11 protein-coding genes are annotated in these 13,766 nt (G+C 66.7%); 5 read left to right on the top strand and 6 right to left on the bottom strand.

What is annotated here, in order from left to right; translation table 11 throughout:
• Positions 1-53: 53 nt before the first annotated feature.
• Complete coding sequence (locus EV560_RS28575; RefSeq protein WP_131859249.1) at positions 54-884, top strand: aminoglycoside phosphotransferase family protein; 831 nt, start codon at positions 54-56, stop codon at positions 882-884.
• A gap of 106 nt (positions 885-990) precedes the next feature.
• On the opposite strand, the gene EV560_RS28570 is transcribed toward EV560_RS28575, so the two are convergent.
• The 3 genes from EV560_RS28570 to EV560_RS28560 all read right to left on the bottom strand — a co-directional run bounded on the left by EV560_RS28570 (position 991) and on the right by EV560_RS28560 (position 4,665).
• A complete protein-coding gene (locus tag EV560_RS28570) occupies positions 991-2,976 on the bottom strand; it encodes an acetyl/propionyl/methylcrotonyl-CoA carboxylase subunit alpha (RefSeq protein WP_131859248.1) in 1,986 nt (661 codons plus the stop codon).
• A 28-nt stretch (positions 2,977-3,004) separates the two neighbouring features.
• Positions 3,005-3,673, bottom strand: coding sequence for a cation efflux transmembrane domain-containing protein (locus tag EV560_RS28565; protein ID WP_131859247.1), 669 nt, complete (start codon positions 3,671-3,673; stop codon positions 3,005-3,007).
• Positions 3,674-3,906: 233 nt separating this feature from the next.
• Positions 3,907-4,665: an SDR family oxidoreductase gene (locus EV560_RS28560; RefSeq protein WP_131859246.1), complete on the bottom strand. Its 759-nt coding sequence runs from the start codon at positions 4,663-4,665 to the stop codon at positions 3,907-3,909.
• A gap of 167 nt (positions 4,666-4,832) precedes the next feature.
• On the opposite strand from EV560_RS28560, the gene EV560_RS28555 reads away from it, so the two are divergent.
• The 3 genes from EV560_RS28555 (at position 4,833) to EV560_RS28545 (ending at position 7,670) form a co-directional block, all read left to right on the top strand.
• Complete coding sequence (locus tag EV560_RS28555; RefSeq protein ID WP_131859245.1) at positions 4,833-5,918, top strand: Kelch repeat-containing protein; 1,086 nt, start codon at positions 4,833-4,835, stop codon at positions 5,916-5,918.
• Positions 5,915-6,316: a hypothetical protein gene (locus EV560_RS28550; protein WP_131859244.1), complete on the top strand. Its 402-nt coding sequence runs from the start codon at positions 5,915-5,917 to the stop codon at positions 6,314-6,316. The genes EV560_RS28555 and EV560_RS28550 overlap by 4 nt, the downstream gene beginning before the upstream one ends.
• Before the next feature lie 181 nt (positions 6,317-6,497).
• Positions 6,498-7,670, top strand: coding sequence for a GGDEF domain-containing protein (locus tag EV560_RS28545; protein ID WP_207908139.1), 1,173 nt, complete (start codon positions 6,498-6,500; stop codon positions 7,668-7,670).
• 38 nt (positions 7,671-7,708) lie between these two features.
• Here the strand turns inward: EV560_RS28545 and EV560_RS28540 are convergent, their stop codons facing one another.
• On the bottom strand, positions 7,709-8,497 hold the full coding sequence (locus EV560_RS28540) for a cell wall hydrolase (protein ID WP_131859243.1): 789 nt from the start codon (positions 8,495-8,497) through the stop codon (positions 7,709-7,711).
• A gap of 523 nt (positions 8,498-9,020) precedes the next feature.
• Here EV560_RS28540 and EV560_RS28535 point away from each other — a divergent pair.
• Positions 9,021-10,988 (top strand): glycerophosphodiester phosphodiesterase family protein, encoded by a 1,968-nt coding sequence (locus EV560_RS28535; RefSeq protein ID WP_165923697.1) that lies wholly within the window; start codon positions 9,021-9,023, stop codon positions 10,986-10,988.
• 197 nt (positions 10,989-11,185) lie between these two features.
• Here the strand turns inward: EV560_RS28535 and EV560_RS28530 are convergent, their stop codons facing one another.
• Together EV560_RS28530 and lipB are read right to left on the bottom strand one after the other, a co-directional pair.
• Positions 11,186-12,793 carry a carboxyl transferase domain-containing protein gene (locus tag EV560_RS28530; RefSeq protein WP_131859242.1) on the bottom strand — a complete coding sequence of 536 codons (1,608 nt, stop codon included), beginning with the start codon at positions 12,791-12,793 and terminating at the stop codon, positions 11,186-11,188.
• A gap of 97 nt (positions 12,794-12,890) precedes the next feature.
• The gene (gene lipB / locus EV560_RS28525) at positions 12,891-13,592 is read right to left on the bottom strand and encodes a lipoyl(octanoyl) transferase LipB (RefSeq protein ID WP_131859241.1); all 702 of its coding nucleotides are present in this window, start codon (positions 13,590-13,592) and stop codon (positions 12,891-12,893) included.
• Positions 13,593-13,766 lie beyond the last annotated feature (174 nt).

The following is a 13,766-nucleotide window of genomic DNA, read 5'->3' as shown; positions in this document are numbered from 1 at the left end:
GTCGAGATCGAGCGATCTTAACGTCGATAAGATGCATATTTAACGATGTTAAGATGACCAGTGTTTTCGAGCCGCATCTCTCCCGCTGGGGCCTCGTGCCCGCCGGCGAGCCGATCCTGACCCGAGGCAGCCAGCTCCTGCCTGTCTTGCGTGGCGCGGAACCGGCGATGCTCAAGCTGCCTGCGGGCGAGCACGAGCGCCTCGGTTACCTGCCGCTCGAATACTGGAACGGCGACGGCGCCGCCCGCCTGCTCGCCCGCTCCGAGAGCGGCGACGCCATGCTGATCGAGCGCGCGAGGGGAACGCGCTCGCTTTCGGCCATGGCCCGCGACGGCGCCGACGACGAGGCGACCGCGATCCTCTGCGATGCGATCGCCGCCCTGCAGACGCCGCGTGGCCCGGCGCCTCTCGGGCTGATCCCGCTCGAAACCTGGTTCCGGGAGCTCTTCCCGATGGCGGCGGAGCGCGGCGGCATCCTCGCGCGTTCTGCCGCTGCCGCCACGGAGATGCTCGCCTGCCAGCGCGAGATCGTGCCGCTGCACGCCGACCTGCATCACGACAACGTTCTCGATTTCGAGGAGCGCGGCTGGCTCGCGATCGACCCGCAATGTGTCATCGGCGACCGCGCCTTCGAGTACACGATCCTGTTCTGCGATCCCGACCTCGCCGACCCGGAGCCGCCGGTCGCGATCGTCCCCGGCACTTTCGAGCGCCGGCTGGAGATCGTGCTGGCGAAATCGGGGCTGGAGCGACGTCGGCTGCTGACGTGGATCCTGGCCTGGTGCGGGCTCTCGGCGGCCTGGTTCCTCGGCGACGACGACCCGCTGGCCAGCGTCAATTTCGCCGTCGCGGAGCGGGCAATAGCGGCGTTGGAGGCGGCCTAGCGACCGGCGTCATTCTCGGGCGGAGCGAAGCTCGGACCCGAGAATCTCATGCGGGGCGCCCTTCCTTCCTGAGATGCTCGGGTCAAGCCCGAGCATGACGGCTGGCTCACTCCCCCAGCACCACCACTTTCGCGCCTTCGGCCACCTGCGCACCCGGCACGCCGGCAACCTCGCTCACCGTGCCGTCGCGCGGTGCGGTCAGCACATGCTCCATCTTCATCGCCTCGACGATGGCGAGGCGCTGCCCCTTGGTGACCTGCTCGCCCGCTTGGACGAAGAGAGCGACGAGCTTGCCATGCATCGGCGCCTTCACCACGCCGCCCGAGCCTCCGGCCGCGTCGAGATCGACCGCGAAGGGATCATAGAGCGAGACCGCTGTCTGCCGGCCGCGATGCAGCGCGAGCCAGGTGCCGTGCTCCGCCTGCGCCAATGAAATCTCGTGCTCTCCCTCGGCGATCTCATGGCCGGGCAGGCTGACGCGCGCTCCCTCCGCGTGCCACTCGATCCGCGCCTCCACCCTTTCGCCATCGACCAGCAGCGGCAGGCCGAGCACCGGGCGCGGCAACAGCGAGAAGGCGTCTGCATCGAGCCAGGGCGAAAAACCCTCGGACGCATCGCGCTCGGCTGCCGCCACGAGCCCGGCATCCTGCCGCTCCTCTTCGAGCTGCAGCGCCGCCGCAGCCACAGCAGCAGCATCGAGCGGCTGCGGCACCGCACCGAGCGCCTCGATATTACGGTCGATGAAGCCGGTATCGAACGGCCCCTTCCGGAAACCCTCCGCCTCGGCGAGCTTCTTCAGGAAGGCGAGATTGCTGCGCGGCCCGGCGACGGTGGTCTCGCCCAGTGCCCCGGCCAGCCGGTCGAGCGCCTCGTCGCGCGTCGCTCCATGGGCGATGACCTTGGCGATCATCGGATCGTAGTAGGGCGTCACCGTATCCCCAGCCTCGACGCCGGTATCGATGCGGATGCCCTCGCCTTCCGGAAACTGCAGCGCCCAGAGCTTGCCGGTCGAGGGCAGAAAGCCTTTTTCGGGATCTTCGGCATAGAGCCGCGCCTCGACCGCATGTCCGGTCGCCGAGACATCTCCCTGGGTAAAGCCGAGCGGCTCGCCGGCGGCGACCTTGAGCTGGAGCTCGACCAGATCGAGCCCGGTGATCGCCTCCGTGACGGGGTGCTCGACCTGGAGCCGGGTGTTCATCTCCATGAAGTAGAAGCGGTCGGCCTTCAGCCCCTCGCGCCCGTCGGCGATGAACTCGACCGTGCCGGCCCCGACATAACCCACCGCCTTGGCGGCTTCCGTCGCGGCCTTGCCCATGGCGGCGCGCACCTCCGCCGTCATGCCCGGAGCCGGTGCCTCCTCGATCACCTTTTGGTGCCGGCGCTGCAAGGAACAGTCGCGCTCATAGAGATGCACGACATTGCCGTGGCTATCGCCAAAGACCTGGATCTCGACATGGCGCGGCGAGAGCACGTATTTCTCGACCAGCACGCGGTCATCGCCGAAGGCGCTCTTGCCCTCGCGCTGGGCGCTGGCGAGCGCGTCGGCGAATTCCTCGGGCTTCTCGACCCGCTTCATGCCCTTGCCGCCACCGCCGGCGACCGCCTTGATCAGCACGGGATAGCCGATGCGCTCGGCCTCTCCCGCCAGGAAGGCCGCATCCTGCTCGGCGCCGTGATAGCCAGGCACGACCGGGACATTCGCCTTCTCGACCAGCGCCTTGGCCGCATCCTTCAGGCCCATGGCGCGGATGGCGGAAGCCGGCGGGCCGACGAAGACGATGCCTGCAGCAGCGCAGGCATCGGCGAATTCGGCATTCTCGGAGAGGAAGCCATAGCCCGGATGGATGCAGGCGGCGCCGGCCTGTTTCGCGACGGCCAGGATCTTATCGGCGTCAAGATAGCTTTCACGCGCCGGAGCGGGGCCGATCAGATAGGCCTCATCGGCCATTTGCACGAAGAGCGCCTCGGCATCGGCCTCGGAATGGACGGCAATGGTGCGCAGGCCAAGCCGCTTGGCGGTGCGGATGACACGGCAGGCAATCTCGCCGCGATTGGCGATCAGGATGGAGGGCAGCTTTTCGACGATCGACATGGGGCGCATCCTCGGCTTGTTGTCGCCTTTATAGCGGGCCAGTGGCGCCTGTCGCTGTGTTGTTGCGCGCATCCGGCCGCGCGGCTTTCCAAATCGCCCAGGTCGCCTGGAAGCAGATGGCGGCGACGACGAGGTCGAACAGGTATTCCGGCCAGCGCACCGGCAAGACCCGCGCCACCAGTCCGACGATCGCAAAGCCGGTGGTCGAGACCAGATCGTTGCGGCTCGACAGCCAGGTCGCCTTGATCACCGGGTTTTCCTCGCGCCGGAAGCGCCAGAGCACGCCGATGATCAGGATGGCGATGACGATCGCGCTCGCCGCCGAGAATTCCAGCGCCCAGATCTCGATCGGCCGCGGCCGCTGGAACTTGTCCCAGAGATCGTAGAGCGTGTGAAATCCCGCGACCGTCATGACGCCGCCGATGGCGAAGGCCGCGAGCCGCTCGGCCCGCTCGTCGCGGCCGAACACCACCGCCGCGATGCCATAGAGCGCAACGTCGTAGACCCAGTCGACACCGTCCTTGAAGAGCTGGTTATTGCCGACGGCCAGCGCCCAGAGCACGACATTGCCGGCGAAGATCAGGATGCCGAGCGCGATGCCCCAGATCGTCAGCCGGTAGGCGCGGGCGACGGAAGCCGCGACGAAGCCGGCATGGCCAGGCTCGCCGGCACGGCCGCCCTCGCGGCGACCATCCACGTCCTCACCTGACTGAGACGAATCAAGCACCGACAAAAAAGGACGCTCCCCGGCAGGAAGCGTCCACTGTCACGCAAAGCGCGCAAGGCGCAAGCCACCCACAATCATTGCGAGGAGGTGCAGCCGACGAAGCAATCCAGGGGTCGTAGCGCGCTGCCCTGGATTGCTTCGCTGCGCTCGCAATGACGTCAGCCGCGTCAGACGGCCACGCCAGTAGATTTCACAGGCGGTCTCTAGCCGCGGCCGACGAACGGCATCTTGCTCGCCATCACCGTCAGGAACAGCACATTCGCCTCGATTGGCAGGCTCGCCATGTGCAGCACCGAGGTCGCGACATGGTTCACGTCCATGACCTGCTCGACCTCGATCTTGCCGTTCGCCTGCGGCACCCCTTGCGTCATCCGCTGCGCCATCTCGGTCAGCGCGTTGCCGATATCGACCTGGCCGACGGCGATGTCGTATTTGCGCCCGTCGAGCGAGGCGGTCTTGGTCAGGCCGGTGATGGCGTGCTTGGTCGCGGTATAGGCGACGGAGTTCGGCCGCGGCGCATGGGCCGAGATCGAGCCGTTATTGATGATGCGGCCACCGCGCGGGCTCTGGTCCTTCATCAGCTTGAAGGCTTCCTGCGTGCACAGGAACGGGCCGGTCAGGTTGGTGTCGACCACCGCCTGCCATTGCTCGAGCGAGAGGTCCTCCAGCATCACGCCCGGCGCATTGACGCCGGCATTGTTGAAGAGGACGTCGAGCCGGCCGAACTTGTCCTTGCAGGCGGCGAACAGCGCCTTGACCGAGTCGGGTTTGGTCACATCCGTCGGCACCGCCAGCGCCTGCTCGACCGGGGCGCCGGAGAGCTTGATCGTCTCGTCGAGCGCATCGGCCCGGCGGCCAGCGAGGACGGTCTTGTAGCCGTCCTTCAGGAAGGCGATCGCGACGGCTCGGCCGACGCCCGAGCCCGCTCCGGTGATGATGGCGACCTTGTTGTGCCCAGCCATGCGTGTCCTCGTGATTTCTTGAAAAGCCAATGTTGAAAGGGGCCGCGACCTTAGCAGCGTATACAGCATACGGAAGAGCAGTCAGCGCGCAGAAGGCACGCGCCAAGCGGAGCGCTTGTCACGATCCGCAGCCACAATAAGCTGAAGCAAACCAAGGGGAGAACGCCATGACCGCACTCGACCGCCGCCGCTTCATCGCCGGTGCCGCTGGCCTCGCCGCCCTGCCCGCATTCGCCCAGCAGCCCGGCCATGAGCACCATGGCGGCGCCTATGAGCGTCTCAACGAGCCGGGACGCATCCCGAAGCCTGCGCTCGCCACGACGCAGAACGTCTTCGATTCCCCCGCCCCCAAGGCCGTCAATCCCGGCCGCTGGAGCGAGAAGCCGGCCCTGCCGATGCCGCGCTCGGAAATGGCCTGGGCCACGGCCCATCAGGACCAGATGCATATCGTCGGCGGCTATGCCGAGCAGCGCGTCGACCGGCCCTATCACCATGTCTATGTCGCGGCCGAGAATCGCTGGCGCGATGGCGCGCCGCTGCCATTGGGCGCCAACCATGTCGGCGTCGCCTTCCTCGACGGCAAGCTCTACGCCATTGGCGGCTTCCTCGAGCAGAACCGCAAGCCGCATCCGCGCTGCTTCACCTGGGAACCGGCATCCGACAAATGGACGGAGATCGCGCCGCTGCCCCGCCCGGTCGGCTCCGCCGCGGTGGTCGGCCTCGGTGGCAAGCTGCATGTCATCGGCGGCGCCATCGGCGACACGTTCGACACCAAGCGCTCGATCGACTGGCACCTCACCTACGATCCCAAGGCCGATAAATGGGAGAGCCGCGCGCCGATGCCGACCGCCCGTGACCATACCGGCACTCTGGTCATCGGCTCGCTCATCCATGTCATCGGCGGCCGCGTCGACTCGTTCCATACGAACTCGAACCTGCACCATGCCTACGATCCGGCGACCGACAATTGGGCGATGAAGAACCCGCTGCCGACGGCACGCTCCGGCCATGGCGCGGTGCTCTATCGCGGCAAGGTCTTCATCATGGGCGGTGAAGGCACAAACCGGGTCTTCGGCCAGATGGAGGCCTATGACCCAGCGGGCGACAGCTGGGAGCAATACGCTCCGATGCTGACGCCGCGCCACGGCCTCGGCGCCGCTCTGGTGGGCGACGCGATCCATGTCGCCGGCGGCGGCCCGATCATGGGCGGCGGCGTGCAGAGCGCGGTGCACGAGGCCTTCACCCTGTCATGATCCGCCCCGCCCTCGTCCTCCTCCTGCTCGGCCTCTCGGCCGGTATCACCCAGGCCCAGAGCCCGTCGGCGACGATCAGCGGCGAGCTCTCCTATCCGAGCGACCATATCCCGCAGGACCTGCGCATCTGCGCCATCTCGCTGCTGACGCGCGAGGGGATCTGCACCTCACGAAAGACCAGGCGCGGCCGCGTCACGCGCTACGAACTCAAGGTGCCGCCGGGCAGCTATCATGTCCACGCCACCACGGCGGAATGGGACGGCCCACCGGCCTATTACTCGGAGTTCGTCACCTGCGGGCTCGACATCAAATGCCCCTCGCACAAGCCGATCGCCGTGACGGTGAAGGCCGGCGAGCGGCGCGATGGCGTGCATCCGGGGGATTGGTACGCCAACTGAGCGGACTGCCGGCGCAACGGTCCCGTGCCGGCTCGACCACCCAAAGACCGATCGTCGCAGCGACGCCTCGGATCCCCGATCTTCGGCGCGCGATCACGCACGCTTAACCTGTTTGTTGAACGTTGGGCGGGAGAGTGAAACCCCGCAAGGGAACCCCGTTACCTGCTTGGCGTCGATTCAGATGGACCTGCCGACCCTCTGGTATCTGACCATTGGAACGCTGCTGATTGGCGCGGCGATGACGCTATGGGAGCGTCAGGCCCATGGTCATCGCTCGCGTCAGCTCGGCATCTGGGCGGCGAGCTATCTCGTCTTCGCGATCGGCTGCGTTCTTGCGATGAACCGCCGCGAGTTTCCCGGCCCGGCCGGCTGGGCCCTGACAAACCTCGTGATGGTGGTCGGCTACACGATGGTCTGGCACGGCGCGGCCAGGCTGGACGGGCCCGTTCGCGCGCTCCGATACCGATACGCGCTCATCGTTGCGCTTGTCGTGCTGGGCTGGGCGATCGCCGGCGCGGCCTATACCGACATCCTGTGGAACCACGTCTCGGCCTTCCCGATCGCACTGATCAGCGGCCTGACGGCCTGGACCCTCTGGCACAGCGGCACGGTCCGCCATCTGCGCTCCCGGCCGGTCGCGGTCGCGGTCTTCGCCTGCCACAGCCTGTTCTACGTGTTGCGCATCGTCGTCTCGCCCATTCTCGTCGCAGCCTATGGCGAGCGGTTGCTGCCGATCTTCGCCAAGGCGACGATGTATGAAGCCGTGCTCTATTCAATGGCCATGCCGATGGCTTTCCTGGCGTTGATCCGCGAGGAATATCAGGCCCAGCTGCTCACGGCCTCCCGCACCGACTTCCTCACCGGCCTCGGCAATCGGCAGGGCTTCTTCGAGCAGGGCACGAAGATTCTCCTGCGGAGGGGCGCCGATCGGCCGGTCTCGCTGCTCGCCATCGACCTCGATCATTTCAAGGCGATCAATGACCGCTACGGCCATGGCGTCGGCGACGAGGTGCTGAAGCTCTTCGCCGGCGTGGCGCGGGACATGGCCGGACCGGACGGGATCGTCGCCCGGCTCGGCGGCGAGGAATTCGTCATCCTGCTGCCCGGCCTGGGCTGCAAGGCGGCACGACAGCTCGGCGAAGCCGTCTCGGCACGCTTCACCGCCGAGGCTGCGCGTCAGGATGGGCCGGGCATCGAGGTCACCCTCAGCGTCGGCGTCGCCGAGACGAAACCCGATCGCAACGACCTGCCCGCGCTACTCTCAGCAGCCGACCGCGCACTCTATCAGGCGAAGGCGCTGGGACGGAACCGGGTCGAGATCGCAGGCTCGGCCGGTGTTGTCGCGGCAGCGTGAGCCCTAAGCGCTAGCAGCGCTCCAGGCCTCAGCGCGACTCAGTTCAGCGGCACGCTGCCGCGAAGGCCGCGGGAATCGGGCATCAGCGCCGCCAGGCGGGCGTCGCGCCGCGGCGGTGCGATGAAGGCGGCTGCCGTCTTCGTGCGCAGGCCCAGATCGAACGGGCGGCTGGGCGGCAGCAGCGCTTTGTTGACGAGCTTCGAAGCCTGACTTGCCGGCGTGGCCGCCGCCGCAGCGGGAGCTGTCGGCGCGAAAGCCAGCGGCGCATTGGTGAAGGAGGTCGGCATCGTCGAGGAACGGGTGACGACGGGCGCAGGCTCGGAAACCGCAGCGAGCTGATAGCTCGGCTCCTCGATGCGCCGCCGCTCGGGCCGCTCGCCCTTCACATAAAAGGCGTTGCCGCCGGCCACCGTCATGTAGTGCATGTTGGTGTAGGAGAAGCGCATGCCGGCCATATGAAAATGCTTGGCCGCGCCGACCGCCTCGTTGCGCTTTCCGTTGAGGATATCTTCCGCGGCGGCCTCGACCTTCGGCAGGTCACGCGCAGCCATCGGACGTGTCAGTACGCCCGAGGCGAACTGGCGCGGTGCGCCGACGACACCGCAGATCGTCTCCGGATAGCGCGGCGATTCCACCCGGTTCAGCACGACCGTGCCGACGCCGAGCAGCCCCGCCTCGCTCGACCGGTTCGATTCGAAATACATCGCGCGGATGAGGCATTCCTTCTCGCGCGGATCGGCCTTCGCCAGGGCGATGGCGCGCTTGCGGGCCTCTCGCGGTTCCTTGACCGCCGGGTTCGACGTCGCGGCAGTCTCGACGGGCGACATGCTGCAGGCACCCAGAGCCGGTGCAGCCAATAAGATCAGAAGCGGAATCGCTTTACGTTTGTGACGTCTCTTCCCGATGGAATGGTCGGCATTCGCAGCGATCACGGCCCGCTTCATGCGGCAACCTCCTGATTACGGGATTTGGGCTGCCACAGGCGGCGGACCGGTCTCACCGGAAAGGAATCCCGAAACTCTTAACAGAAAGTTAACGTCGAGAGGAAGAGGCAGCCGAGAAGGCCGTCGACCCGGTGCCGAAGACGGGGACCGAGCCGGATCCTTCCCACCGATGCTGTAGCCGAACGCGCTGGCTTTTTGCGCGCGTGATCGGCGCCACGCCAGGCCGGAGGGAGGTCGTACGACGAAAGGCGCGCATGTCAACGATTTGTTAATATTACGTCATGATCGGCCATTAGCGACAATATCAGCAGCCAGCAACTGAAGCCGGCTCGCTATATCCAACCAAAAACCGTGCTCTCGTTGCACAATTGGTGCACGAATACTCTTTTATTGCGGAGACCATACTATGCCCAACATCACACTATACGCTCATCGCGGCAGCAATCCTTATCCCGACCACTCGCGCGAAGCCCATGTCTGGGCCGCCAACTGGGGCGCTGACGTTATCGAGCCGGATCTCTGGCTGACCAAGGATGGCGTGCTGGTCGTCAGCCACGACAACCACAACTATTCCAACCTGACCTATGCCGAGGCCAAGGCTCTCGAGCCGGCCCTGCAGACCTTCGGCGAAGTCATCGAGCTCGTGAAGCAGATGTCGATCGAGACCGGTCGTGAGCTCGGCATCATCCCCGAGACCAAGAACACCAATTATGCGACCAGCGAGGCCGTCGTCCGCGAGCTGATCGCGCATGACTTCACCGATCCGAACCGCGTCGTGATCCAGAGCTTCTCGTCAGCCAACCTGAAGATGCTGCACGAGACGATCATGCCGCAATTTGGCGTCGACCTGCCGCTCGCCTTCCTCGGCTACAGCATGAGCGCGGCGACCATCGCGGACACCGCGACCTATGCCGACATCATTGCGCCGAACCAGGCCGCCGTCACCGCGGCGGGCGTCGCCGCCGCGCACGCTGCCGGTCTGCAAGTCGTCACCTGGACGATCCAGGGCACGCAGGCCCAGATCCAGCGCCTCATCGACATGGGCGTCGATGGCGTCTTCGTCGACGAGACCAACACCGCCCGCACGGCTCTCGCGAACATCGATGGCGTCAAGGTCGCCTACGGCACCACCGGCGACGACGAGATCTCCGGCACGAACGGTGACGACCAGATCTACGCAATGGCCGGCGACGACACCATTGAGACCGGCGACGGCAACGACGTGGCCTTCGGCGACGCAGGCGACGACACCGTCGATACCGGGGCCGGCAACGACCAGCTCTTCGGCGGCTCGGGCGATGACGCTCTGATCGGCGGCGAAGGCGACGACCTGCTGGTTGGCGGCGTCGGTGACGACGAGCTCGACGGTGGCGATGGCATCGACACCGTCTCCTATCTGGCTGGCCTCAGCGATACGGCCGGGGTCACCGTCGATCTTTCGACCGGCGAAGCCTACGGCGATGATGCCGGCGCGGACACGCTCATCGACATCGAGAACGTCATCGGCGGCAAGGGCGACGACACGCTGATCGGCAACGACGCCGCCAACATCCTCCACGGCAGCGCCGGCAACGACACGATCGACGGCGGCGCCGGCGACGATGTGCTCTCCGGCGGCGCCGGCGACGACATCATCAAGGGCGGCGCGGGCTTCGACACGCTCGACCTCTCCGACGCCACCGGCGCGATCAGCCTCAATCTCGCAACTGGCCAGGTCTCGGGCGCCGGCATCGGCACCGACGGCTTCACCGGAATCGAGGCCTTCCGCTTCGGCGCCGGTGACGACGTGCTCATGGGCGGCAACGGTAACGAGATCTTCGACGGCGGCGCCGGCAACGACACGCTCAAGGGCGGCGCCGGCAATGACCAGCTCGCGGGCGCTGAGGGCAACGACACGCTCGATGGCGGTTCGGGCGACGACGTCGTCGCCGGTGGCGCTGGCGACGACAGCCTCGTGGGCGGTTCGGGCAACGACACCGTCGATGGCGGCGAAGGGACCGACTCCATCGACGCCGGCTCGGGCAACGACGTCATCACGGCGGGCGCGGGCAACGACGTCGTCGACGGCGGCTCGGGCGACGACCGCATCGCGGGCGGGGCCGGCAACGACCTGCTCACGGGCGGCTCGGGCCACGACGTCTTCGCCTTCGCGGCGGGCTTCGGCAAGGACACGATCAGCGACTTCAAGACGACGGGCTCGAGCTCGGACGTGCTGGAATTCGACGACGCCGTCTTCGCCGATTTCGGCGCCGCTATCGCCAAGGCCGCGCAGGTCGGCTCGGACACGGTGTTCACGATCGACGCCGACACTTCGCTGACGCTGAAGGGCGTCCAACTCGCCAGCCTCGCGCAGGACGATTTCCGCTTCGTCTGAGCCGAGCCGCGTAGCGCGCATCAAACAAAACGGGGCGCCCAATCGGCGCCCCGTCGCAGAGCATTTTCGAGCGAAGTGGATCCCGGTTCGCATGAAGAAAATGCGTCAAAACAAAGGGTTAGAGAATATTCGCGATTCGGAGAAACGCGGAAATGCTTTAGCCGGCCGTCTCGATCTGCACGAGGAAAGACGGAATCCTACATCCTGAATACGCCGAATCGGGTCTGCGGCACCTCGGCATTGAGCGTCGCCGAGAAGGCGAGCGCGAGCACGCGGCGGGTCTCCGAGGGCAGGATGATGCCGTCGTCCCAGAGCCGCGCCGTGGCGTGGTAGGGCGAGCCCTCCTCCTCGTATTTCGAGCGGATCGGCGCCTTGAAGGCCTCCTCCTCGTCCGCGCTCCAGCTCTTGCCCTCGGCCTCGATATTGTCGCGGCGCACGGTCGCGAGCACGCTCGCCGCCTGCTCGCCGCCCATCACCGAGATGCGCGAATTCGGCCAGGCGAAGAGGAAGCGCGGCGAATACGCCCGGCCGCACATGCCGTAATTGCCGGCGCCGAACGAGCCGCCGACCAGAACCGTTATCTTCGGCACCCGCGCCGAGGCGACCGCCGTGACGAGCTTAGCCCCGTCCTTGGCGATGCCGCGCGTCTCGACATCGCGGCCGACCATGAAGCCGGTGATGTTCTGCAGGAAGAGCAGCGGAATGCGGCGCTGGCAGCAGAGCTCGATGAAATGCGCACCCTTGAGCGCGCTCTCGGAGAACAGGATGCCGTTATTGGCGATGATGCCCACCGGAATGCCGTGGATCCGGGCGAAGCCCGTCACCAGCGTCGTGCCGTAGAGCCGCTTGAACTCGTCGAATTCCGAACCGTCGACCAGCCGGGCGATGACCTCGCGGATATCGTATTGCTTCTTGAGGTCGGTCGGGACGACCGCCTCGAGCTCGGCCGGGTCATAGGCGGGCTCGACCGGTTCGGCGATGTCGATATCCGGTGATTTGACGCTGTTCAGATTTGCGGCGATGCGGCGCGCGATGGCGAGCGCATGGGTGTCGTCGCCGGCATAGTGGTCGGCTACGCCCGAAAGCCGGGCATGGACATCGGCCCCGCCCAGATCCTCGGCCGAGACGACCTCGCCGGTCGCAGCCTTCACCAAAGGCGGGCCACCGAGGAAGATCGTGCCTTGGCGGCGGACGATGACCGTCTCGTCCGACATGGCCGGGACATAGGCGCCGCCGGCGGTGCAGGAGCCCATCACCACGGCGATCTGCGGAATGCCCTCGGCCGAAAGCGTCGCCTGGTTGTAGAAGATGCGGCCGAAATGCTCGCGGTCGGGGAAGACCTCGGTCTGATGCGGCAGGTTGGCGCCGCCCGAATCGACCAGATAGATGCAGGGCAGCCTGTTCTCGCGCGCGATCTCCTGGGCGCGCAGGTGCTTCTTCACCGTCATCGGGTAATAGGTGCCGCCCTTGATCGTGGCATCGTTGCAGACGACCATCACCTCGCGACCGGCGACGCGGCCGATGCCGGCGATCATCCCGGCGGCATGGACATCGCCCTCATACATGTCGAAGGCGGCGAGCGCGCCGATCTCGAGGAAGGCAGAGCCGGGATCGAGCAGGCGCAGGACGCGCTCGCGCGGCAGGAGCTTGCCGCGGGCCGTATGGCGATCGCGCGACCTGGCATTGCCGCCGAGAGCGGCGGTGGCGCGGCGTTCGCCCAGTTCGGCGCGCAGGCCGGCCCAGGCTTCGGCATTGGCGCGCGTCTCGGCGGAATTCAGATCGATCTTGCTCTCGATGACCGGCACGGCGCGCACTCCCAGCGGATATCTCTGTGCCGGGTTATGGCGCGACCAGCGCAAAAGGCCAACCGGCGCGGATGCACAGAACGGGATTCGCGAATCCTCAGATCGCGACGGTTGCCCCGAAGACCCGCTCGAACTCGGCCCGCAGCATCGAATCGACCTCCGGCATCGTCACCGGCAGGCCGAGATCGACCAGCGACGTCACGCCCTGGTCGCTGACGCCGCACGGCACGATGCCCTCGAAATGCGAGAGTTCCGGCTCGACATTGAGCGAGATGCCGTGGAACGAGACCCAGCGCCGCACCCGAATGCCGATCGCGGCGATCTTGTCCTCGGCCTCCGCCCCCTTCTCGGGCCGGCGCACCCAGACGCCGACGCGGTCCTCGCGCCGCTCCCCGCGGATGTTGAAACCGTCGAGCGTGCCGATCAGCCAGGCCTCGAGCGCGGCGACGAATCGCCGGAGGTCCGGGTCGCGCCGCTTCAGGTCGAGCATGACATAGGCCACGCGCTGGCCAGGGCCGTGATAGGTGAATTGCCCGCCGCGACCGCTGCGATAGACCGGCAGTCTTTCTGGCTGGGTCAGGTCCTCGTCGCGGGCCGAGGTGCCGGCGGTGTAGAGCGGCGGATGCTCGATCAGCCAGACGCGCTCGCGCGCCTTGCCGTCGGCGATCAGTGCCGCACGCGCCTCCATCTCCGCCACGGCCTCGTCATAGCCGACGAGCCCCTCGCCGATCACCCATTCGACCGGCTCCGCGCCGGGCTGCGGCAGGAACGAAACCGAAAGCGCCTCTCGTGTCTTCACGCCGCGTTAACCCTGTTTGTTCAACGATCGCTAACCGGCAGCGCCCGGCCCACCGACCGGCAGGCTCATGCGCCCAAGCCGGCAGGCTGGCAAGTTCCGTTGGTGGAATTCGCAAGTAGGGTGTGAGCGTGATGCCGAAAAGTGCGAAGCGGTTTTCGGACGACATCACGTTCC

The sequence above is a fragment of the Allobosea sp. BK604 genome (assembly GCF_004341515.1).
Classification (GTDB): domain Bacteria; phylum Pseudomonadota; class Alphaproteobacteria; order Rhizobiales; family Beijerinckiaceae; genus Allobosea.
This window is presented reverse-complemented; position numbering and strand designations above follow the sequence as displayed.